We start from the raw sequence: 20523 nt of genomic DNA, 5'->3' as shown, positions 1-20523 counted from the left end.
TTAAGGTTCTTTACCCCTGGTCATGCCTTTTATTATCAAGTTTTCTAGGTTTGGCGATCGCGAGGGGCAATGGAGGCAAGAAGCATAAATTTTTCTCCTCCTCTTTGCTTTTCCTCATATTTCATTATTTGGATATATAAATTTTATGTAGTTTTCGTGGGTTAATTTTTAATGTTTTTGCAAATTTTTGTATTTTAAGTCATGATTTTTTTATAATTTCGGACTAACTACATATGTCATGCCACTGACTATTAAGTCTGCATATACAAACTAAATAAGAATCTTTCTTAACTAACTAAAAGTACAATTAATTTTTAATATTAATTTCTGTGTGATTTTCTCTACTGGAATTAAAAAAGACAGATGGTGTGTGTACTACCATCTGCCTTGTTTTTATAATTTTTTCAGACCGGATTTTGCCAACTATTTATTCAGTCTAGATTAATCTTATCTAGATGATGAAAATATTAGTTTTGAGCAGGTTGGACAAAACCTAAAGTCAAACTGTCTTTAGCTAAGAAGTGAGCTAAATGAAAAGCTCGTTCTTCAGTCTTTAACAGAATTTTTTCGTACAGATAGCGTGTGCCTCTATCGCCCAAACTCTCTGCCTGAGCAGCTTGACGGCGAAGTACACCAATTATGGATTGTTCTGCTGCTAGGTCATTTTCTACTATCTGACGCAAAGAGAACACACCATCTGGTTCTTGCTCAAAACTAGTTAGTTCTGCCAATTTGCTAAAGGTAGCGACTGGTACACCACCCAGTCCATCCAAACGTTCTCCAATTTCGTGGGTGTGTCCCTGAACTTCTTCATAGCTCTCGTTAAAAAACTGATGTAGTGAATAGAATTCTGAGCCTTCCACTACAAAATGATGTTTTTGGTACTGCAAGTACAGTGCCTGAAAACTAGCTAATAGAACATTTAATCCTTCGGTAACTGGAGCGGTGACACTGTGATCCAGTAATACAGGATTGTCGTAAACATGACCAAAATTCCGTAACACAGTTTGCGTTTCTGACATTGTTCTCCTCGCTTTTCAGCAGTTATAGTTTTTAACTGCTTATTCTCTACATATTAACATTTAAAAAATTAAAACAAGGTTAATCAATTTCACAGCCCGTTGAACTTTTTGCTACTAAGATTTGCAATTTTACTTTTTGCCAGGACGATCGCCTACTCACCTGCTTTAATTATTGACATATATACGAGAATATGCATGTGCCATGAGGAGGAACTAGAGACATTACTCAGCGACTGCGGCATTTAAGTTGCATATTTCATCGTTCAGACCGTTCACTGTTAACTGTCAACCGTCAACAAAGAAAAATGATTGATTGTGCGATGAATCAGCGTTTTAGCTTATGCAATGTCTCTATAAAGTTGAATTTATGGTTTTTGTTAATTTTCTGGTGACAGAAGATGCAGACAAAAATTTGCTATTGTGTATAAAACAATTGAGAATAGTTTGCACTTAAGCTATGCTTAATTTAAGATGCTGAACTCCCAAGTATGAGACATATCAGGGAGTGGACGCACGGTAGTTACTAGAAGTTTGTCGCACTTTGAGGGCTAGTCTTTTGAAACCGTCCAGTTCAAAAATAGAAAATAACCACATCCTAGAGGTGAATTGGGTAGACCGCTGGCGCATCTATAAGCGCCTACAGGAGTTAGATATTCCTTGTTGGTGTGAAGCTAACCAGCCATTGAGAGTTGAAATTAGCAATCCGAAGGCGGCTATTCAACTTTGGAGTGTAGTGCGACAATTCACAGCTTCCCGTCATGAGCAGATTTGGATTCTTGAGAACATCTGGCAAAGTCGCTATTGAAAGTCTTAATTAATAGGGGTGGCTGTAGAGGCTATCTCAATAAAAAGTTTTCTAAACTAAAAAGTAGGTCAACAAAGATGAGTGAATTCCACAACACCGAAGTTACAGAATTTTGTCTTGAGGGCCGGTTTCTCGATTTTGTGATCAAAGATGGCTATAAGCTCAAAGGCTTGTTGCTGGCGACTGCAGAAGGGGAATGTTATGTTAAACTCGCTAAACATTTACGGGCGGCTTTTGACTTGCGCTTACCACGAGGTACTTGGCTACAAGCTGTAGGTACAAAAAAGTATGATTTTAAAACTGGCGAAGTTACACTGAAAGCCGAGCGTGTAATGGCCGCACGTTTTGAAGTAGGTAGAGTTAAAGCTACTGAGCAATCTAATCGTCAAACCACGGCACAATCACCTAAGTCAAAAGCCACAATTTTGGTCTGTCAAAAGTCTGACTGTATGAAACGCGGGGGTAAAGAAGTTTGTCAGGCGTTAGCAGCAGAGTTAAGCGATCGCTCTTTAGCAGACCAAGTTACCATTAAAGGCACTGGCTGCATGAAAAACTGCAAAGCTGGGCCCAATGTCATCATGCCAGACAAAACCCGCTACACCCGGATTCAAGCGACACAAGTTCCAGCAATTATAGAAAAACATATCGCCAACAGGTCAGATAACACTAGGGAATTGACCACACCGTTAGCAGATTTAGTATTGAATAGCTAGTTTTTTGTTGCTATTTAATCGAAAAATTTCATCATCATTTGATAGGGGCACAACATTGTTGTGCCCTTAATTCTGTCTGACACACATAGCATTTATAAAATCGTCAAAACCATTCGCAATTATCAATACTGTATTGCATTGTAAGTAGGTAGGCGTAATTAAACGTAAGATGTCATTGCGAGGAACGAAGCAACCGCAAAGACTGGGATTGCTACCCTTCGGGAAGCCACTCCGTGTCTACGTTCCTCTCTTCGAGACGCTACGCGAACGCAATGACAGGGGGAAACCCCGCCCTTCGTGTATTTCATTCAAGGGAAAACTGCTGTATGCCCCAGCCATTTATCCCTGTTCTGTCACTCTCAGGGAGGGCGATCGCTAGAAGCCCGATGAGGCAATCAATACAAGCTATTCTATTAGAAAAAAGTTGGTCTTGTATTTGTTATTAGAAAAGAATCGCGCAAACGCCTGCTATACAAAAGCTCTAGAATTCAGAAATGGCAAAAGTTTTCGGAGAGTGACAGAAGCGGGATAGTACGCTGTATTTTCCCTTCAACTCAATTCAAAAATTTTTCCACGCTCCGGACAAATATTTCTACGCCGATTGGCAAAGCCGTTTCATCAAAGTCAAACCGGGGATGATGGTGGGGATAAGCCAAATTCTTCGCAGGATTAGCAGAGCCTAAAAAGAAATAGCAACCAGGAACAGCTTCTAAGAAATATGACATATCTTCCGCCGCCATAGTTTGACATTCAGGGACAACACCCATCGGAGTTTCAATCACTTCTTCTGCCACTGAGCGCACTAATTCTGCAACAGTCGCATCATTAATTACGGGTGGATATAGTGACCAGTATTCTAAGTCATATTTCGCACCATAACTCTGGCAAATTCCCGCGATAACTTGCTCAACGCGCTGTTGAAAAAAGCCTTTGAAATTAGGATTAAAATACCGCACCGTGCCACTCATTCTGGCTGAATCAGCAATCACATTCCGCTTGCTACCGGCATGAAGTTCACCTACAGTTACTACCGCTGAATCGATGGGATTGACATTCCGAGCCACAATACTTTGTAAAGCAGTAACAACTTGAGCAGCAACTACCACCGCATCAATAGTTTGATGGGGCATAGCACCATGTCCGCCTTTGCCCAAAATCTTGCAATTAAACGACTCAACCGCCGCCATCAACGCCCCACTACGGACACCCACAGTCCCTAGGGGTAAATTATTCCACAAATGCAAACCGATAATGGCATCAACATCTGGGTTTTTGAGTACCCCAGCCTCAATCATCGGCTTTGCACCGCCTGGCCCCTCTTCTGCCGGCTGAAAGATAATTTTCACAGTACCGCCAAAGTCTTGACGATGTTGTTGGAGATAGTAAGCTGTACCTAAAGCGATCGCTGTATGTCCATCATGACCACAAGCGTGCATCAATCCATCACGCTGGGAGCGATACTCCACCTCATTGAGTTCTTGAATTGGTAGAGCATCCATATCCGCCCGAATCGCCAGCACTTTCTCACTACTGAGTCGAGTTCCTTTGATAATAGCGACAATCCCAGTATGAGCAACGCCAGTTTGATGCTCAATTCCCCATTCTTGCAACTTTTGGGAAATTAACTCAGCAGTTAGTTTTTCTTGAAAACCCAACTCTGGTTGCTGATGCAGTCGCCGCCGCCATTCTACTAATTGAGGTTGCAGTGAACGGATTGAGAGCCGGACGCGAGATAAGTCAACAGAAGCGGGATTTGGAAAGGTAGATACCATACAGATAGCTAACTGATGTTATCTCCTCAGTGTGACATTCTCCCCCATTTACTGCAAGTTGGATACTTATCAGTTGTCAGTTATCAGTTATCAGTTATCAATCTCTTCGCTATGCCCTCTTAATGATTGGCAATGAGGATTTCGGGAATAATTCCTAAATCTAAATCTGATGCTACTTGGGCAAGTTTATCTAAATCATTTAGATCATCCAAATAGGGTAAACAGCCTAAAACAGGTGTATTTGTGAGCGATTGAATTAACTCTGGGGGTGTCAAGTCGGCTATTTCTTCGTCCGAACGGGGTTGGACGCAGTTGAGAACGATGCCTTTGAGATTTACCCGTGTTTGTCTTGCTAAGGCGACATTAGCCACGGCTTGAGCGATCGCCCCCAATCTCACAGGCACTACCAAAACCGTTGGTAATCGCCATTCTCCAGCTAAATCAGCTACTGTATATTCATCAGTCACTGGTGAACCTAAACCCCCCAAAGCTTCTACGAGAACGAAATCTCGACGCGATCGCAATTCCGACAAAGCTTGCCAGACAATTGCTAAATCCACACGGCGATTTTCTTTAGCTGCAGCGATCGGCGGTGCTAGAGGTGCTTGAAAATACAAAGGTGTAATTTCTTCAGCAGTTTGCTTGAGATCAAACAGCCTTTGATACCACTCGCGATCGCCCACCCCCGATTGAATCGGTTTCATAATTCCCCAACTACGCTGGGGATAATATTTTTGCCAATAGGCTGCTAACGCTGTTGTTAAAACAGTTTTACCAGCATCCGTATCAGTTCCGGTAATCAGTAGTGTGTTCAACAATCTATCTATTTTTAATTAGGTGGACAACAAAAAATATCACTCTTGGGCATTGGGCATGAAATAACTAATTACTCCCAAATTCTGACCCCAGGATAGTTCCATACTAAAAAAGAAAAATACGTAAGTCTTGATTTCTCGTTTTGTAGCATGGATTTTTACCATACTCAGTACTGAGTGCTGAGTCCTGAGTGCTGAGTAAATTAACGGGTACTCAGTACTTTTGCACTTGGTAAATGCCCCGCCCGATGTTAAGCGGAATCTTTTAATACAGGAGTTGGTTGATACCCCACCCCTCGTGGGTGGTCTTTTTAACTCAGCACTCAGCACTCGGAACTCAGCACTCTTCATCCCTCTCCAAACATCTCCCCACGGCGGGAGAAGCTTTGAAACCCAGTTTTAATTTTTCTCTGCTTGTATGAAACCACCCTGCACCTCCTGAATTCTGACCCTTAATTTCTGGGAATAGTAACGGGATCGATGCTTCCCCCCCCCGGTGAATTACTTTGTTCCGCGTTAGGGATGGGTGTTTCCGTAGGTGTTTCTGTAGGTGTTGGTGTTGGGATTTTGATTGTTTCTGTGGGTATTGGTGTGGGGCTATTTGTGGGTATTTCTACAGGTGTTGGTATTGACGTAGGTATCGGTTGCGCTAATTTTTCTAATGCCACATTTAGTGTATAGTCACTTTCTGAAATTCCTGGAACTAGACTTAACTCAATAGTGTATCTACCAGTCACAGGCAATGTTCCTTCATAGAAAGGTACTTGTTTAGCCTGGTCATCAATAGGTTGTTGGTTAGCACCTAAAACTGTTAACAAAATACTGCTACCTGGGTCAACAAATGTAGTTAATTTCAGTCCTTTTTGTGCAGAAAAAGTGTATTGAATTACTTGATTTTCTTTGATAGTATTTTCAACTGCGGCTATATTAGACGCTCCAAAAATGAGGCGCTTACTCAAGCGAGTAGGTTCACTGCTAGTGGGTGTGGATGTGGGCGTAGGTGAAAATAATGTCGAGCCACTAGGAATAACTGGAGAGGGAAAAGTTTGTGGTGGTGTTTCTGGTGATGGTGCTTGAGATTGAGAGCGAATAGAACTCACCAATGCCCAAGAACCAAAGCCCGCAAGAATCACGACAGCGCTACCAATTGCCCCAATTGCCAACGGGTTATCTAAGATAGAACTCTTATCGCTAGGTGGGATAATTGGGTTGGGTTTATTAGATGCAGCCGGAGCCACTAAATCAGGGCGGCGACCAACGGCAATTGTTTGTACATTAGACAATTGAGGCGCAGAAGCACTAGATTTGTCTATAGATTCTAATGCTTGAGCCACATCAGTAGTAGTTTGATAGCGATCGCCCGGCACAAAACTCAACATCCGTTGCAAAACTTGGGCAAATCGCGGATCAACTCTTGTCCATCGTTGCCAATTCCAACTTAATTGAGTTTCATCAAATAAATCAGCAGGTTCTCTACCAGTCAACAAAACTATAGCTGTGACTGCCAGTGCATACAAATCACTACTAGGATAAGCCTGCCCTGTTTGTAATTGCTCAGTAGGAGCATAGCCTAATTTTCCCACGCTGGTGACAGGAGTTGTGCTATCTGGAGATTGCAATCGACTTGCCAATTCTTTCACCACCCCAAAGTCGATTAACACTGGCTTGGTATCACTGTCTCGCAAAATAATATTTTCTGGAGAGATATCCCGGTGAATAATGCCGCGACTATGAATATGCTCTAACACAGGTAACAAAGAGCCGATCAACTCCAATACTTCTTGCTCTGTTAACGTTTGACCAACAGCTTGGCGTTCAGAAAGGATATCGCGGTAAGTCTTACCTGCAATATAGTCCTCCACTAAAAACAAGCGTTTGTCTTGCTCAAATCTCTCACGGAATTTAGGCACTTGCGGGTGTTCAATTTGATATAAAGTGGCAGCTTCTCGCTGGAAAAGCTCTTGTGCTTTTTCCCAGACATAAGCCCCTGTTGCTGTAGGAATCAATTCCTTAATCGCGCAAAGTTCATTAAAGCGTCTTTGATCTTCTGCTAGATAAGTTCTACCAAATCCCCCTTGTCCGAGAATTTGAATTGTCCGATAACGGTTTTGCAGAACAGTGCCAACTGTGATAGGTGGTTGCATGATCGATTGATAAGTGTAACGGCAACTTAGGAGGAAGTCACCTCCAAAGATAAGTCCAAGCGGTGACAGACAGTTATCTACGGCGATACCCTTCTACCCTAACCAAAAGATACATTTCCTGACGGCAACATATAGGCAGAAGTACTCCACACATTTTTTGCCCAGCTAATGCACCTGGAAATTGTCCTCAGTTATATTAACGTGAGTTTAATTTTCCTTGGCTCTTCTATTTAAGATACAAGGAGCGGGGAAACCCCGCCCTCGATTGTGTTACATCCGACAGGCTCAGATCCCCGACTTCTTAAGAAGTCGGGGATCTTTTTATTTGTGATATCTTGCTAATTATCAGCCTTGGTGCAACGATCGCTCAATTAACTTTGATATCCTTGGGTTGTGGCTGAAATAAAACGCTTCAAATCGATGTCTCGGCGCATTTCATCCAAGTCAAAAGAACGCGGTAAGAAGTCAGGGTTTTGTGTGGCTATTTCCAACGCCTTACTGACAAACGCCCAACTCTTATCGCCAAGCTTGGATAACGATTATGATGCAGAAGGACGATTAGCTGGTATGTTGCGATCGCCATTAAATCGCTACAATCGTATATACATAAACGTCTGTCAGACAATGGTTAATCAAATTTAACTCAGTAACCATGACCTCTTCCCCACCCGTAGCGATTTCGCCAACAGAACGCAAAGATGAGATAATTTTCCCTCAAGGGGAATTTTGGAGTGATGAGCCTCCGTTGGAAAGCAATTTACATCTACGGCAAATTTTAATCCTCATTCAATGTCTAGAATGGGCGTGGCAGAATAAAGACGATTATTTTGCCACGGGGAACTTGACTATTTACTATAGCCCTAATCAAAAAAAATCAGAAGACTTTCGCGGACCCGATTTTTTTGTTGTTTTGGGAACAACCCACAATCAAGAACGCAGAAGTTGGGTGGTTTGGCAAGAAGGGGGAAAATATCCCAATGTGATTATCGAAATTCTGTCTGATAGCACTGCGAAAATAGACAGAGGAGAGAAAAAGGAAATCTATCAAGATGTTTTTCGGACACCAGATTATTTTTGGTTTGATCCCGATAGTTTAGAATTTCAGGGGTTTACCTTGATTAGAGGAACTTATGAACCCATCACACCCAGTGAACAAGGCTGGTTATGGAGTCAGCAATTAGGGTTATATTTGGGAATTCATCAACGACAATTGCGCTATTTTACTTCTGATGGGGAGTTAGTTCTCACCCCTGAAGAAGCAGCTACACAAGCACAGCAGCAGGCTGAACAAGAAAGACAACGGGCTGAACAAGAAAGACAACGAGCTGAACAAGAAAAACAACGGGCTGAACAATTAGAAGCAAGACTGAGAAGCTTGGGAATCGACCCAAACGAATCATGACCAAATGATTGTTATACTACAAACGCATAAAAGCTGAACTTTGTCATACTGAGCGTAACGCAGTGAAGCGTACCCCGTAGGGAATCTTGCTATGCGTAGCGTCTCGAATAGAAGTATCTCGGAGATTCTTCCCTTTGGTCAGAATGACAGTTCTAAACCGTTTTTAGTGTAATCTTCCCACATCAAGGATAAGATTCAACAAACTACATCGCATCGAGGCGGCGACGTAGTTGACTACTGAAGGTATCAATGACGGTGACGACTACCAAAAGCACTAACATCATAGTGGTGGCTTTGGTATATTCAAAACCGTCAATATAACTTTTCAACTGGAAGCCAATACCCCCTGCACCCACTACTCCCAACACAGAAGCAGCACGGATATTGTATTCAAACATCCAAAAAGTGTAACCTAACGCTAGTGGCATAACTTGGGGCAAAATCCCATATTGAGCAATTTGTAGTCTGGATGCGCCGATAACTTCTAAAGATTCAACGGAACGGGAATCTACGGCTTCAATTGCTTGCTGATAAAACTTAGCCAGGTAGCCAATGGTGTAAATTCCCAAGGCTAAAGTACCTGCGGGTGCGCCTAATCCAGTAGCAGCGACAAAAATTAACCCTAGAATAATTGAAGGTACTGAACGGACAGCATTTTGGAGTAGATTCGCTAACCATTGTAACCATTGAGGTGCAATGTTATTGGCGCTAGCGATCGCAATTGGCAAAGAGGCGATCGCCCCAATGGTAGTTCCCCACAGGGACATCTGTACAGTTTCCAGTAATGCTTTAATTGCTATATCTAAAACTGTCCAATTCGGCGGGAATAATCTGGAGACAAAGTCGGTGATATATGGCCAGCTAGTCTGGAGTGTGACAAAATCGACCTTTAAACCTTGCAACGCCCAACTATAAACTACAACTAAAATTAACAGGATAATTAAAGGACTCACCCAAGGGTAGCGCCGTCGTAGTTTAAATTTAGATAAGTAACTCATAATAGCAATTCTCGGTTACGTGAGGTACACCCGTAGGGGCACGGCAGTGCCGTGCCCCTACAGCTTGGGAAATAATTTTGTACGGCGTCTGAATGGGAACCGCTATATTTATTCATGGGGTGAATCCAAAATCCAAAATCCAAAATTGATTGACTCCTGATTTTACACTTGGGAAAATTGGGCTTGGAGATTATTACAAGGGCCATCATAGACAACACGTCCTGCTTCTAAGACGATCGCTCTTTGAGCATATTCAGCGGCTATCCTCAAATCATGCAAAACGCTAATAATTGTCATTCCTTGTTGGGAGTGCAATTTAGCTAAAGTCTGCATGACTTGTTGGGATGCAATGACATCTAAGCCGGTGATGGGTTCATCTGCTAAGAGAATCTGGGGCGATTGAATTAAAGCACGGGCTATCGCTACTCTTTGTTGTTGTCCACCGCTAAGTTGAGCAGTTTTTTGGTCAGCTTGCTCACTTAAACCCATCTGCTCTAATAATTTTAGTGCTAACAGGCGATCGCGTTTCCCAAATCCCCAGAGGGTTTGCCAGGTTGTTCGCACACCCAAGCATCCGCACAGGACATTATCAATGGCTGATAGTTGCCGAATCAATCCCCCGCCCTGAAATAACATCCCAATATCACGCCGAATTGCAGTTAGTGTGCGGGGATTCATGGTGACACCATTGATTTGAATTGTTCCCCGCTCTATCGGTACTAAACCAACAAGCGATCGCAATAAGGTAGATTTACCGGCACCATTGAGTCCCAACAAAACCACAAACTCACCTTGCTTAATCTGGCAATTAATCCCATTGAGAATGGGACGATTTAAAGATGCAGCATAGGCTGTCTCTAAGTTTTGGCACTCAATAACGTAATCATGCATTCCTTTTTTGAATTTTTATACCATTAATTTGAATTGCCAGATCCCCGACTTCTACCCTACGGGTGTCTATAAGAAGTTGGGGATCTAAGCGCTGTTACGGCTCGATTCCTACACGCTTTAGGGCATCACGCACTGGTGCTAGGTGACTATTATGATTGACTCGCACTAATTCTGTGGAGTTATACAGGTTGCGTAGCAGCTGGTTATTTGCTGGTTGATTTAGCTTGAGTAGGGCGTTGATGATTTTGGCTCTATCAGCAGTCGGGACATCATCATCAATAGCTATACCGTGAGCAGGTACACCAGATATTTTATACAGTACTCGTAACTTACTCTTTTCTTCTGGTGTAATGTATGGGGAATATAAAGCATATTCTGATACAGTGGCTACTTCTGCCTGACCGCGTAAAACAGCTTGTAATGCCTTACTATAGTTGCCACCGTAGCTAACTTGACCAAAAAAACCATCCAGGCGATCGCGGTTGGGCACAAATCCCTGTTTAACTAACTCACTGACGGGGAAAATAAATCCTGAGCCAGAAGTCGGTGAAGTGAAAGCAATTTTTTTCCCTCTTAGTTGTTCCAGGGTACCTTTAGGTGAATTTCGGGTTTTGAGGGGGCTATTGTTAGAAACTACAAATACTGAATCATATGTGTATTTGCCAGAGTAATTGTCACGTACCTCTGCTAAGTATAGGCGGGAATTTGCCAGTTGTTCCGCCTTCAAAGCAGGACGGCTGCTTAAGAACGCCACATCGGCCCGATTTGCTCTTAAGGCCTCAACTGCTGCAGTGTCATCACCAATCTGTGCAGTCACCTGTATTCCTAATTCTTTCGACAAAAATGCTCCAACAGCATCTGCTTTAGTTTGCAAGTCTGTGGAATCTGCCCGACTAGGAAAAACTATTGTTAAGTTTTGCAGTTTTTGTGCAAGTAAATGTGGTGCTTGTTGATGAGGCTGAGAGTTAGCGATTGACGCCTGTATTCCTCCCTGAGTGCTGAATCCCAATCCCATAAGTGTTGCAAATGCAGCACCAGCAGTCAATAAGCCTCTTTTACTCACACTCATTTGTTACTCTCCATTAAGAAAAATTCTTAAGATTTTTGCTAATTAATTGCAACTAGCCTAATAAAAAAATTTAGAGCTTTTAGAAATAAAAGTCAATATGAAGTGTTTAGGAATTAATCAATGACACCCGTAGACTAAATCCAGGACTTACGTACACTCCACGAATTCTTCTAGTGCGTCTTGCTTCAACCTAAAAATAAATGTCACAGAAATTTAATCCCACATTTATCGCTTTATTCATCCTGTTTATGGTGATTATGAGTTTCATGTTCCGCCTTGACTGGAATGAACTTGCCAAACTTTACCCTACCAAAGTCTCAGTCCATATTAAGTTGAGCGATCGCCTAAAAAACCTCATAATTTTTTAGGCGAAGTAAACAGTTATAATTTCGCCTAAGTCGCTAACAAACTATGCTCAATAGTCAGTCAACTTGAATCTTCCCTGTGGGAAGCCGCAGATCAACTCCGTGCTAATTCCAAACTCATTGCTAATGAATACAGTATGCCCGTACTGGGGCTAATCTTTCTTCGCCATGCGACAAATCGCTTCAATGCTGTCAAGGCGGAGATTGAAAAGGGTTTATCTTCACGAGGCGGAAAAAACGCCCGATTACCATAGATGACTTTAAAGGAAAATCAGCAATTTTTTTACCAATTGAGGCTCAGTACGATCGCATCTTGAATTTGGCAGAAAACGCAGATATGGGCAAGGCAATCAATGCAGCGATGAAAGCCATTGAAGATGAAACTCAGAGGATGCAGCTGCAAAGATTACCTTAAGAAATTACCAAGGTGCGATCGCAGACTATACTAAAGTCATCCAACTCAGTCCCAGTGCAAATGCATACAGTGATCGAGGCTTCGCACTTGCAGCTTTAAGTAAATATCGTGAAGCAATTGCAGACTACGATCGAGCGATTAGTCTTGTTCCAAAGCATTACACAGCTCATTATGGTCGAGGTCTAGCTCGTGTAAACCTTGGAGATAAAAAAGGGGCACTGTCAGACTTGCAACGGGCGGAGAGTAACTATCGAGAAGGCATGGGAGAGGGTAATCTCGATCAGCCGCTGTACCAGCAAATTATAAGAGCAATTGAACAGTTACAACAACAGTAGAAGCCAGCTAACAACCGCGCTGCACCGGAACGGACAACCATAGTTGGTTGAGATGCGAAGGTTATCTGCGTCCGCTGGTACTTACTCATGCACTTTTAAACTCGGCATAGGATGGGGTTGTGAAGGGTTAACTTCCGAAAAGTCACAGATAGAATTAAATGGACAAAAGCGGCAATGATAACCGGGATTTGGGGGAAAAATTTGGCTAAAATTCTCAGTTTCTTGCTGATATTTTTGTAAATCTTGTTGGTGCTTATGGGCAATATTAGCTAATTCAAATTCTACGGAGTTTAATTCGCTATGATTAATGCTAATTAAATCAGATTTTTTACCAATCTCTAGATTATAAAATGACGCTACTGCTTGCCGCCCTGGATAAAGATAACGGGCTGCTAGCAAATAAACTAGTGCTTGTCTGTGGTCAAAAGCAGATTTACCAGTTTTAAAATCTAAAATATGTAAAATGCGCCCATAGTCAATAAAAACGCAGTCCATTGCGGCATATAAGCGGAAGCAATAATTATCTTGATCAATCAAAATCGGTTTGGGAAAGCCTTCATCACCGGGAGTGAGTTGGATAATGTTTTTACCCGAAAGCAGTGGTGCATCATGATATTTTCTTAAAATTTGCAACACGCGCTGCTGCACTTCCTCCGGTGAGTGACTTAACTTCAGTATTTGAGCAACTTTTTCCACACCGTCAGATTGATTCAACAGATGTCTATTATGATGAAACTCATAAACGCCTTTTTGGGCGAGTATACCAATCCGCTGAGGTGCAGTGGCCTTTGCTAACAGTGCTTTGACTTGGGCTTCATGTTGACGCGCTTTGATAAACCCCCGCCGCATCTGGCAATGCCAGCGTTCTTGCCCCGTCGCAGGGGCAACTAAAGACCAAAGGTGATAACTGGCAAAAGGGCGATCGGGGGTTGACATTGCAAGAGAAGCTGTGAGAAAAAATACAGTGGGCACACTTGCGGCTACGCACGCTTTGCGGGAAGCTTCCTATAGTATTCAAAGATGCACGGGAGACAGTGGCAAAATGAGCGTCAGTAGTAGTTCCAGCAAGATAAAATTTGGCACCGATGGCTGGCGAGGAATTATCGCCGATGACTTTACTTTCCCCAATGTGCGGAAAGTCACAAGGGCGATCGCTAGTTATCTCGAAACAGCCTATAGCAAAGATAGACCGGTTCTCGTGGCTTACGACACTCGGTTTTTAGCAGATCAGTTTGCCCAGACAGCAGCCCAAGTCTTGGCAGATTTGGGTTGGAATGTCAAAGTTACTGATCGGGATTGTCCTACACCAGTAATTGCCTACAACGCCCGTCACCTAAATTCAGCGGGGGCGTTGATGTTTACCGCTAGTCACAATCCTGCACCTTACTGTGGAATTAAATATATCCCTGATTATGCTGGTCCTGCCACTCCAGAAATTACTGATACTATTGTGGCAAATATTGAAGGTGCGTCGGATGCGTTGCCTAGTAGCAACCCATCGGGTTCTATTTCTATTTTCGATCCAAAACCCGATTATCTGCAATTTATCTATACCCTACTAGATACAGAAAAGATCAGAAGCGCCCACTTGAAGGTCAAGTACGATGCACTGTATTCTACCTCTCGTGGATATTTGGATGAAGTTTTGCAACACAGTGGTGTTGAGTTAGAAAGTTTCCACGCTTGGCGGGATGTTTTGTTTGGCGGCGGTATGCCAGAACCCAAAGGGGAACAACTAGTTGAATTGGTGGAAGCAGTACGCCGCGATCAAGCCGATTTGGGTTTAGCTACAGATGGCGATAGCGATCGCTTTGGTATCGTTGATGAATTAGGCAATGTCCTCACCCCTAACACTGTGTTGCTATTATTAGCACGTCATTTAATAAAAAACAAAGGTAAAACCGGCGCGATTGTCCGCACAGTCGCGACAACCCATTTGCTAGATAATTTCGCGGCTAAATATGGGCTACAAATTTATGAAACAGCAGTAGGCTTTAAATACATCGGTGAAAAAATGCGGGAAACCACCGTGTTGATTGGTGGGGAAGAATCAGGTGGTTTGAGCATTATTGGGCACATTCCCGAAAAAGACGGCGTTTTAGCAGATATGCTAGTTGCAGAAGCGATCGCCTATGAAGGTAAACCTTTGAGTGAACTTGTCAAAGAAGCGATCGCCGAAGCCGACGGGCCTTTGTATAATAATCGCCTCGACTTGCACCTCACAGAAGCTCACAAAACCGCTGTCATCGACTCCTTTACCAAAAATCCACCCACAGAGGTAGCGGGGATTAAAGTTAAAGAAGTCGGTCGCAAAGATGGCATTAAACTGTATCTAGAAGAAGGTAGCTGGGTTCTGCTGCGTCCCTCCGGTACAGAACCATTGGTGCGTGTTTACCTCGAAACCAACACCCCCGAAAAACTTGCCAAAATCGCCCAAGAGTTAGAGAGTGCGATCGCTAAGTTAGAGTAGAAGTCTAGAAGTACCTCACCCCTAACCCCTCTTTGCTAGCAAAGAGGGGAATAGCTGATTATGAAAACTATTTCCAATTTATTAATATCGGTAATTTTAGCTGTTTGGGTAGTGGCGATCGCCATTATCTCCGCCCAAAATGCTGCACCAGTATCGTTAAAATTCTTTACATATCAATCGATACAGATCCCATTTGGTTTGGTGCTAGCATTTAGTGCTGCCATAGGATTGATTGGCATAGCTGTATTGCAACCTTTATGGAGGTTGGGTGATTCTCCCCAAGATGCACGGTTAGATGAAGATGCCGAGTTTTTTGTTGATGATGAAGATTTTTGATCTGTAAGACATGAAGCTAATCTACATTGATAAGTCTTGTAAAAATCGTCTTGACTTCCTCATCACTGGCGAAGTCTCCAGCATCTGCTTCATAAATCCCTTTTGGAATCTCCTCAATTTGCCACTGATACATCTCTAGATAAGCAGCTACAGCTTCATTTAAGACGTATTTGCGATCGCGGTTCATTCCCGCAGCGATCGCATCCAGTGCCGCCTTCTGACTGCTATCTATCCGAAAGGTAATGTTTTCTTTGCTCATTATCTTGTCAGATCAAGTTGTATTGCATTACGCGGCAATGTAGTTGGAGGCGATCGCCATTATTTCCACCCAAAACGCCACACTTGTATCGTTAAAATTCTTTACAGATCATAGCCTAATTTGGATGAAGATCATGTCATACAGTCAATTCAGTATAGAAACTGTTGAGACAGCTTTTGGAATCAGCATTATGGAAGCTGCGGGAATTTTTGCCGATATATCCCCAGTAAAATACAGCGATTTCTTAGCACAAATACTCAAAAAATATCTACCCCTAGCATTAGCTATTGGCACAGAAAAAGCCCGCTCCGAATTAATATTGACACCAATTCTGCTAGAACTCAAGGAACAATTACAAAATCAAATCAGTTTGTTTTCTGGTCGAGAATTTAACGTGAGTCCCGAAAAAGGCTTAAATGGTTTTTGCGCTTTTCTGATTAGTAAATCTCCAGAACAGATAATTATTAAATCACCAGTTATTGCTTTGGTAGAAGCCAAAAATGATAACATTCAATCAGGCTTAGGACAATGCATCGCCGAGATGATAGCAGCGCAATTATTTAATCAACAAAAAGGCAATGAAATTCCCACAGTTTATGGTAGTGTAACCACCGGTACTAACTGGAAATTTATCCGCCTCACTGGGCAAGTAGTTGAAATAGATTTGAATGAATATTTTATAAGTGATGTGGGGCAGATTTTAGGGATTTTAAAAAGTTTTTGTGAATCGAGTAATAATTAAAATAATTTGCCTATAGTTTTTAACTTATATCAATAGCTACGATCACACAAAAAAAGAGCGAGGATAAAATCTGCTCTCGAAATAATAGGAATTTAAAGTTTTTCGCAGAGCGATCGCACTCCGATAAAATCAAAATGTCCATTCATGGTTTGGATCATCTAGAGCGGCGCGGACAGTAGCTAAGTTGGCAAGCTCTTTAAATGGACTTGATTTAGCAATTTCTGTGATTGAATTTAAAGTAAGGGCTAATTGCTCATTATTACCAGATGCGATCGCACTATCAACAACAGCAAACAAAGCCCGAAAGTTTTTTGCACGTTCGTCAAAAGATTGATCCAGATACGCCATCAGCAAGTCTCGCTGAGTATTAATTTTAGCGATCGCTTCTTTTTCCCAAGCATCAATCTCTCGCCGCTTCGTCTGTTCTTGCTCGGCAATCTGCTTATACTATCTAATAGTTTTTAGCACGCAGCATGAATTCAATAAGCTTTTTTCTATCCCATAGTTCTACTTCATTAGAACGTGCAAGGTTGTAAGCATTGTCCGTAAATCTATTATTTGTAATAACTATTGCTTTATTTGCTTGATAATGCCTGACTGCACTTGCTACCTCTTGTACTGCTTTCACACTAATAGGATTTTTGGATCTTTTTGCTTGAATAATAGTTTTTACATCATCCTTGTATAGGATTAAGTCAGCGCCATAGTCTTGAGTGTCTGGAGTCAGGCTGACATTGTACCCAGTTTTTCTGAAAAGCAGTGACAAAAGTTTTTCAAAGTCCTTTCCACTCATTTCATCAACTTCATGAATTCCACTAGCAAGAATACGTCTTTCTTTTTCCTGCCGTTGTCTTTCTTCTTCCTGCCGTTGTCTTTCACCATCCTTGATTAATTCACTAACACCGTAAATTGCAGCGCCAGCTAAAGCTGCAGCACCCAAAATAATTGGAATCATCAAATACTCCTGGTTATGATTAGCTGTAAAAAAGGTTTATCAACGAATTTTTGCGACTACCGGTGAGTAATCTTATACATATTTTTCCCTGAATAACGAGCTAATCACCATTGATGAAGCCGATCCATGTGAAACTTTGATAAAGTCTGGGTAAGATGATGATGCAAAAGCAACCGTGAGCTTTTTATAGAACGTTCAGTAGACCTCTTGCCTCCTCATTTTCGCGCTCTTTCTTTGCGCCTCCGCGCCTCTGCGTGAGACAAAAAATATTTATACAAGAAGTCTAATGAAGTGAAAGGCGATCCAATTAGATAAATTCAAAAAGAGCGATTAGAGTCTTCATCCCTTGGTAATATGTACGAATGTGCATACAATAGATTTAGATGGTTTATCAATGGGATAGAGACAAAGCAACAGCCAATCTTCGCAAGCACGGTGTTGACTTCGCTGATGCAGTGTCTGTCTTTTCAGATGATTTGGCAATCACCGTCATAGATGAACGTTTTGATGAGGAACGGTTAATCACAATTGGGATGGATGCTTTCGGTAGGATTTTAGTAGTTGTGTATACATGGCGTAGTGATGAAATTCGATTAATTTCTGCCCGCAAAGCTACGCGCCAGGAACAAAAGCAATATGAGGAAGGATAAATGATGGAAACTGAGTATGATTTTAGCCAAGGCAAGCGGGGGGCAATAGAACCCACACCACCCGGAAAAACTAGGATTACAATTCGTCTAGATGATGAAATACTCACATGGTTTCGTGACCAAGTTAACCAAGCAGGAGGTGGAAATTACCAAACGTTGATTAATGATGCCTTGCGTGAGTACATTCAGCAGCGCCGTGAACCTTTAGAAGACACGTTACGCCGAGTATTAAGAGAGGAACTTGAGCGCATTGGGAAATGAGGTGAAAAGCGATCCAATTAGATAAATTCAAAAAGAGCGATGTCTATCGCCGCGTCTACGCTAGAAAATCCCCAAACCTTAGAACCATAACAGAACGGTAGAATAGTTAGCAGGTCTTTTTTACAGCAGTGTTATATGACCCATCTACTTGAACAAGCGATCGCACGAGTAAAACAACTTTCTGAGACTGAGCAAGATACAATTGCTGCGCTCATAATAGAAGAACTTGAAGATGAAGCCCTTTGGGACAAAGCATTTGCAAAATCTCATGATGCGCTTGCTAAACTCGCTGCAGCAGCTTTAGCCGAAGATCAAGCAGGTGAAGCCCAAGAGTTAGATCCAGAAACCCTGTGAAATCTAGAACAACGGCTCAGTTTCGCAAAGCATTTACTAATCTTCCCCAACAGGTTCAGCAACAAGCACGAGAAGCTTATCGACAGTTTAAGCAAGATCCCTGGCATCCTAGCCTCCGTTTCAAACAAGTGCATCCTATCTTACCTATCTACTCTGCCCGTGTGAGCAAAAGTTATCGCGCTGTTGGTGTGCGAAACGAAAACGGGATTGTATGGTTTTGGATTGGTATCCATACAGATTATGACAAACTACTCTCTCAGTTATATTGCGGATTGGGAAATGAGGTGAAAGGTCATCCAATTAGATAAACTTAAAGCGATCGCTAGTTGATTAGCTTTGGTTGACTTGTCGCTTTAGGTAATCAATAAATTCCAGTAGTTCTATATCAGTGAGTTGTAGACGCGATCGCTTGCCATATCTCTGTAGCAAGTACTCTTTCCCTTGGTTTGGACTCCAATTTAATTGTGCTAAATATGTGTCAGTTTGAGCTATAAAAACATCACGAATTTCAGCCGTTATACTATTGGTAGATATATTTGTTTCAGCTTGATTGAAATGATTAATTCCGTTAATTTTGAGGCTAACTTTTTGCCCTAAAGCTTGCCAGTCAATTTCCTGGTATCCATCCCAACTAACACCGATAGAGCGATAAGTTATGGGATCATAAATTTTACAAAAAACCACATTACTATCTCCGGGGCTGACTGCGATCGTTAGTGGCTTACACAATTCTTGATCACTGAGTGCATCTAAACACAACAATAAGTTTTTAGAAAAGAAAGAGTCGCTTCCTGAACGAATAATATAAGGTTTGTCTGCCGAAATATGTAAATCGGTTTTTCTAACCGAACCGAATTTAGTTTCAACTATTTTATTAGCCTCTATTTCTGCAATTACCCCAGTCAAAGCTTTATCAAAAATGGGAATATGTTGTGCATCGTCAGCAAGCATATACCAACAATGATCAGATTCTCTGCTGACAAAGACATATTGAGGTTTTGGTACTGATCCAAATCCTAATTTAACTACCATAGGTTTGATGGATTTTTTTATAAATGGGTTGATTTAGTAACCAGCTTTTACGGCTTGTACTATCAAGCAATGCGCTACTTTATAGATATAATTCCCCGACAAGTAAGCCAATTAACACTAAGACAGGGGAAATTGCTAAATTTATTGTTTATAAATTCACAATAGTCAATGTCTATCGACAAGCCGCTCCGCGTCTACGCGCTATTATTAAGATACCTGTGCCAGACAAAGTAACGGACAAGTCATGAGCGCAACTTATCAAGCAGATTTCAATTTGTGGATTGACAAAACAGCCAAACTATTGCGGGAACATCGCTGGCAGGAAATTGATTTAGAGCATTTAATTGCAGAGGTTGAGGATTTGGGTAAAAGCGAACGCAGGGCAATTATTAGTCAATTAATTCGCTTGCTTTTACATCTGCTCAAATGGCAATATCAACCACAGCGTCGCTCAGATAGTTGGCTAGATTCTATCACTGACGCTCGTACCCAAATTGAGTTAGCTATTCAAGATAGTCCTAGTCTCAAAAGTTATCCCATAGAGCAACTTAAAGAGAGCTATCAAAAAGCACGTCGTCAAGCAGCCAAGCAAACAGGGATGATAATTTCAGTGTTTCCAGAAGGGTGTCCATATTCTCTGGAATTAGTGTTAGATGAAGACTGGCTACCAGAAGCAAGTGAGTAAAGTTTTCAATTTACAAAAAAAGGGCAGGTAAAA

The 20523-nt window shown here is 41.9% G+C and carries 27 protein-coding genes; 15 read left to right on the top strand and 12 right to left on the bottom strand.

Annotation, left to right across the window (positions count from 1 at the left end; translation table 11 throughout):
* Nucleotides 1-467: 467 nt before the first annotated feature.
* On the bottom strand, nt 468-1022 hold the full coding sequence (locus tag CAL7507_RS09375; protein ID WP_015128222.1) for a Dps family protein: 555 nt from the start codon (nt 1020-1022) through the stop codon (nt 468-470).
* Between the two features lie 556 nt (nt 1023-1578).
* Here CAL7507_RS09375 and CAL7507_RS09370 point away from each other — a divergent pair.
* A complete protein-coding gene (locus CAL7507_RS09370) occupies nt 1579-1827 on the top strand; it encodes an Asr1405/Asl0597 family protein (protein WP_015128221.1) in 249 nt (82 codons plus the stop codon).
* 77 nt (nt 1828-1904) lie between these two features.
* Nucleotides 1905-2540, top strand: coding sequence for a (2Fe-2S) ferredoxin domain-containing protein (locus CAL7507_RS09365; protein WP_015128220.1), 636 nt, complete (start codon nt 1905-1907; stop codon nt 2538-2540).
* Nucleotides 2541-3094: 554 nt separating this feature from the next.
* Here CAL7507_RS09365 and CAL7507_RS09360 read toward each other — a convergent pair.
* From CAL7507_RS09360 to CAL7507_RS09345, 3 genes are all read right to left on the bottom strand, one after another.
* A complete protein-coding gene (locus tag CAL7507_RS09360; RefSeq protein ID WP_015128219.1) occupies nt 3095-4312 on the bottom strand; it encodes a M20 family metallopeptidase in 1218 nt (405 codons plus the stop codon).
* A gap of 119 nt (nt 4313-4431) precedes the next feature.
* Nucleotides 4432-5127, bottom strand: coding sequence for a dethiobiotin synthase (gene bioD / locus CAL7507_RS09355; RefSeq protein ID WP_015128218.1), 696 nt, complete (start codon nt 5125-5127; stop codon nt 4432-4434).
* A 452-nt stretch (nt 5128-5579) separates the two neighbouring features.
* The gene (locus tag CAL7507_RS09345; RefSeq protein WP_015128217.1) at nt 5580-7271 is read right to left on the bottom strand and encodes a serine/threonine-protein kinase; all 1692 of its coding nucleotides are present in this window, start codon (nt 7269-7271) and stop codon (nt 5580-5582) included.
* Between the two features lie 420 nt (nt 7272-7691).
* Here CAL7507_RS09345 and CAL7507_RS31620 point away from each other — a divergent pair, with 420 nt between their 5' ends.
* Together CAL7507_RS31620 and CAL7507_RS09340 are read left to right on the top strand one after the other, a co-directional pair.
* Complete coding sequence (locus tag CAL7507_RS31620) at nt 7692-7913, top strand: hypothetical protein (protein ID WP_144051205.1); 222 nt, start codon at nt 7692-7694, stop codon at nt 7911-7913.
* Nucleotides 7914-7923: 10 nt separating this feature from the next.
* Nucleotides 7924-8673, top strand: coding sequence for a Uma2 family endonuclease (locus tag CAL7507_RS09340; protein ID WP_015128216.1), 750 nt, complete (start codon nt 7924-7926; stop codon nt 8671-8673).
* A 203-nt stretch (nt 8674-8876) separates the two neighbouring features.
* Here CAL7507_RS09340 and phnE read toward each other — a convergent pair whose 3' ends face one another.
* From phnE to CAL7507_RS09325, 3 genes are all read right to left on the bottom strand, one after another.
* Nucleotides 8877-9671, bottom strand: a complete 795-nt coding sequence (phnE, locus tag CAL7507_RS09335; RefSeq protein ID WP_015128215.1) for a phosphonate ABC transporter, permease protein PhnE — start codon at nt 9669-9671, stop codon at nt 8877-8879.
* Nucleotides 9672-9833: 162 nt separating this feature from the next.
* On the bottom strand, nt 9834-10562 hold the full coding sequence (locus CAL7507_RS09330) for a phosphonate ABC transporter ATP-binding protein (protein WP_015128214.1): 729 nt from the start codon (nt 10560-10562) through the stop codon (nt 9834-9836).
* Between the two features lie 94 nt (nt 10563-10656).
* Nucleotides 10657-11631: a phosphate/phosphite/phosphonate ABC transporter substrate-binding protein gene (locus CAL7507_RS09325; RefSeq protein ID WP_015128213.1), complete on the bottom strand. Its 975-nt coding sequence runs from the start codon at nt 11629-11631 to the stop codon at nt 10657-10659.
* A gap of 200 nt (nt 11632-11831) precedes the next feature.
* Between CAL7507_RS09325 and CAL7507_RS32290 the strand changes: the two genes are divergently transcribed.
* The 3 genes from CAL7507_RS32290 to CAL7507_RS33650 all read left to right on the top strand — a co-directional run bounded on the left by CAL7507_RS32290 (nt 11832) and on the right by CAL7507_RS33650 (nt 12746).
* Entirely contained in the window at nt 11832-11999 is a 168-nt protein-coding gene (locus tag CAL7507_RS32290; RefSeq protein ID WP_160166325.1) for a hypothetical protein, read from the top strand.
* A gap of 50 nt (nt 12000-12049) precedes the next feature.
* Nucleotides 12050-12250 (top strand): type I restriction-modification system subunit M N-terminal domain-containing protein, encoded by a 201-nt coding sequence (locus CAL7507_RS32680; RefSeq protein WP_201447895.1) that lies wholly within the window; start codon nt 12050-12052, stop codon nt 12248-12250.
* Nucleotides 12251-12401: 151 nt separating this feature from the next.
* Nucleotides 12402-12746 carry a tetratricopeptide repeat protein gene (locus CAL7507_RS33650; RefSeq protein ID WP_083862889.1) on the top strand — a complete coding sequence of 115 codons (345 nt, stop codon included), beginning with the start codon at nt 12402-12404 and terminating at the stop codon, nt 12744-12746.
* Nucleotides 12747-12827: 81 nt separating this feature from the next.
* Here CAL7507_RS33650 and CAL7507_RS09320 read toward each other — a convergent pair whose 3' ends face one another.
* Nucleotides 12828-13682: a PD-(D/E)XK nuclease family protein gene (locus CAL7507_RS09320; RefSeq protein ID WP_015128212.1), complete on the bottom strand. Its 855-nt coding sequence runs from the start codon at nt 13680-13682 to the stop codon at nt 12828-12830.
* Nucleotides 13683-13788: 106 nt separating this feature from the next.
* On the opposite strand from CAL7507_RS09320, the gene CAL7507_RS09315 reads away from it, so the two are divergent.
* Complete coding sequence (locus tag CAL7507_RS09315; protein WP_015128211.1) at nt 13789-15216, top strand: phosphoglucomutase/phosphomannomutase family protein; 1428 nt, start codon at nt 13789-13791, stop codon at nt 15214-15216.
* Between the two features lie 60 nt (nt 15217-15276).
* A complete protein-coding gene (locus CAL7507_RS09310; protein WP_015128210.1) occupies nt 15277-15552 on the top strand; it encodes a LapA family protein in 276 nt (91 codons plus the stop codon).
* A gap of 16 nt (nt 15553-15568) precedes the next feature.
* Here the strand turns inward: CAL7507_RS09310 and CAL7507_RS09305 are convergent, their stop codons facing one another.
* On the bottom strand, nt 15569-15811 hold the full coding sequence (locus CAL7507_RS09305; RefSeq protein ID WP_015128209.1) for a CopG family ribbon-helix-helix protein: 243 nt from the start codon (nt 15809-15811) through the stop codon (nt 15569-15571).
* Between the two features lie 133 nt (nt 15812-15944).
* Between CAL7507_RS09305 and CAL7507_RS09300 the strand changes: the two genes are divergently transcribed.
* Entirely contained in the window at nt 15945-16553 is a 609-nt protein-coding gene (locus CAL7507_RS09300) for a hypothetical protein (protein ID WP_015128208.1), read from the top strand.
* 129 nt (nt 16554-16682) lie between these two features.
* Here CAL7507_RS09300 and CAL7507_RS09295 read toward each other — a convergent pair whose 3' ends face one another.
* Nucleotides 16683-16901 (bottom strand): hypothetical protein, encoded by a 219-nt coding sequence (locus CAL7507_RS09295; protein ID WP_015128207.1) that lies wholly within the window; start codon nt 16899-16901, stop codon nt 16683-16685.
* Nucleotides 16902-17004: 103 nt separating this feature from the next.
* On the bottom strand, nt 17005-17508 hold the full coding sequence (locus tag CAL7507_RS09290) for a restriction endonuclease (RefSeq protein WP_015128206.1): 504 nt from the start codon (nt 17506-17508) through the stop codon (nt 17005-17007).
* A 383-nt stretch (nt 17509-17891) separates the two neighbouring features.
* On the opposite strand from CAL7507_RS09290, the gene CAL7507_RS09285 reads away from it, so the two are divergent.
* From CAL7507_RS09285 to CAL7507_RS09270, 4 genes are all read left to right on the top strand, one after another.
* On the top strand, nt 17892-18158 hold the full coding sequence (locus CAL7507_RS09285) for a BrnT family toxin (protein WP_015128205.1): 267 nt from the start codon (nt 17892-17894) through the stop codon (nt 18156-18158).
* A 3-nt stretch (nt 18159-18161) separates the two neighbouring features.
* Entirely contained in the window at nt 18162-18419 is a 258-nt protein-coding gene (locus tag CAL7507_RS09280; protein WP_042342007.1) for a BrnA antitoxin family protein, read from the top strand.
* A gap of 135 nt (nt 18420-18554) precedes the next feature.
* Entirely contained in the window at nt 18555-18773 is a 219-nt protein-coding gene (locus CAL7507_RS09275; protein WP_015128203.1) for a hypothetical protein, read from the top strand.
* Nucleotides 18770-19081 (top strand): type II toxin-antitoxin system RelE/ParE family toxin, encoded by a 312-nt coding sequence (locus tag CAL7507_RS09270; protein WP_015128202.1) that lies wholly within the window; start codon nt 18770-18772, stop codon nt 19079-19081. The genes CAL7507_RS09275 and CAL7507_RS09270 overlap by 4 nt, the downstream gene beginning before the upstream one ends.
* A 22-nt stretch (nt 19082-19103) precedes the next feature.
* Here CAL7507_RS09270 and CAL7507_RS09265 read toward each other — a convergent pair whose 3' ends face one another.
* The gene (locus CAL7507_RS09265; protein WP_015128201.1) at nt 19104-19805 is read right to left on the bottom strand and encodes a hypothetical protein; all 702 of its coding nucleotides are present in this window, start codon (nt 19803-19805) and stop codon (nt 19104-19106) included.
* Between the two features lie 244 nt (nt 19806-20049).
* On the opposite strand from CAL7507_RS09265, the gene CAL7507_RS09260 reads away from it, so the two are divergent.
* Complete coding sequence (locus CAL7507_RS09260) at nt 20050-20490, top strand: DUF29 domain-containing protein (RefSeq protein WP_015128200.1); 441 nt, start codon at nt 20050-20052, stop codon at nt 20488-20490.
* Nucleotides 20491-20523: the final 33 nt, after the last annotated feature.

Origin of the sequence: Calothrix sp. PCC 7507, from assembly GCF_000316575.1 — a bacterium.
Lineage (GTDB): Bacteria > Cyanobacteriota > Cyanobacteriia > Cyanobacteriales > Nostocaceae > Fortiea.
Note: the sequence above shows the minus strand (reverse complement) of the source record. Positions and strands in the feature narration are given on the sequence as shown.

Bases quoted from the DNA above. Each gene is read 5' to 3' on its own strand.
- CAL7507_RS09375 (WP_015128222.1), bottom strand. From the start codon at position 1,022: ATGTCAGAAACGCAAACTGTGTTACGGAATTTTGGTCATGTTTACGAC.
- CAL7507_RS09365 (WP_015128220.1), top strand. From the start codon at position 1,905: ATGAGTGAATTCCACAACACCGAAGTTACAGAATTTTGTCTTGAGGGC.
- CAL7507_RS09360 (WP_015128219.1), bottom strand. From the start codon at position 4,312: ATGGTATCTACCTTTCCAAATCCCGCTTCTGTTGACTTATCTCGCGTC.
- CAL7507_RS09345 (WP_015128217.1), bottom strand. From the start codon at position 7,271: ATGCAACCACCTATCACAGTTGGCACTGTTCTGCAAAACCGTTATCGG.
- CAL7507_RS31620 (WP_144051205.1), top strand. From the start codon at position 7,692: ATGTCTCGGCGCATTTCATCCAAGTCAAAAGAACGCGGTAAGAAGTCA.
- CAL7507_RS09340 (WP_015128216.1), top strand. From the start codon at position 7,924: ATGACCTCTTCCCCACCCGTAGCGATTTCGCCAACAGAACGCAAAGAT.
- phnE (WP_015128215.1), bottom strand. From the start codon at position 9,671: ATGAGTTACTTATCTAAATTTAAACTACGACGGCGCTACCCTTGGGTG.
- CAL7507_RS09330 (WP_015128214.1), bottom strand. From the start codon at position 10,562: ATGCATGATTACGTTATTGAGTGCCAAAACTTAGAGACAGCCTATGCT.
- CAL7507_RS09325 (WP_015128213.1), bottom strand. From the start codon at position 11,631: ATGAGTGTGAGTAAAAGAGGCTTATTGACTGCTGGTGCTGCATTTGCA.
- CAL7507_RS32290 (WP_160166325.1), top strand. From the start codon at position 11,832: ATGTCACAGAAATTTAATCCCACATTTATCGCTTTATTCATCCTGTTT.
- CAL7507_RS09320 (WP_015128212.1), bottom strand. From the start codon at position 13,682: ATGTCAACCCCCGATCGCCCTTTTGCCAGTTATCACCTTTGGTCTTTA.
- CAL7507_RS09315 (WP_015128211.1), top strand. From the start codon at position 13,789: ATGAGCGTCAGTAGTAGTTCCAGCAAGATAAAATTTGGCACCGATGGC.
- CAL7507_RS09310 (WP_015128210.1), top strand. From the start codon at position 15,277: ATGAAAACTATTTCCAATTTATTAATATCGGTAATTTTAGCTGTTTGG.
- CAL7507_RS09305 (WP_015128209.1), bottom strand. From the start codon at position 15,811: ATGAGCAAAGAAAACATTACCTTTCGGATAGATAGCAGTCAGAAGGCG.
- CAL7507_RS09300 (WP_015128208.1), top strand. From the start codon at position 15,945: ATGTCATACAGTCAATTCAGTATAGAAACTGTTGAGACAGCTTTTGGA.
- CAL7507_RS09295 (WP_015128207.1), bottom strand. From the start codon at position 16,901: ATGGCGTATCTGGATCAATCTTTTGACGAACGTGCAAAAAACTTTCGG.
- CAL7507_RS09290 (WP_015128206.1), bottom strand. From the start codon at position 17,508: ATGATTCCAATTATTTTGGGTGCTGCAGCTTTAGCTGGCGCTGCAATT.
- CAL7507_RS09285 (WP_015128205.1), top strand. From the start codon at position 17,892: ATGGTTTATCAATGGGATAGAGACAAAGCAACAGCCAATCTTCGCAAG.
- CAL7507_RS09280 (WP_042342007.1), top strand. From the start codon at position 18,162: ATGGAAACTGAGTATGATTTTAGCCAAGGCAAGCGGGGGGCAATAGAA.
- CAL7507_RS09275 (WP_015128203.1), top strand. From the start codon at position 18,555: ATGACCCATCTACTTGAACAAGCGATCGCACGAGTAAAACAACTTTCT.
- CAL7507_RS09265 (WP_015128201.1), bottom strand. From the start codon at position 19,805: ATGGTAGTTAAATTAGGATTTGGATCAGTACCAAAACCTCAATATGTC.
- CAL7507_RS09260 (WP_015128200.1), top strand. From the start codon at position 20,050: ATGAGCGCAACTTATCAAGCAGATTTCAATTTGTGGATTGACAAAACA.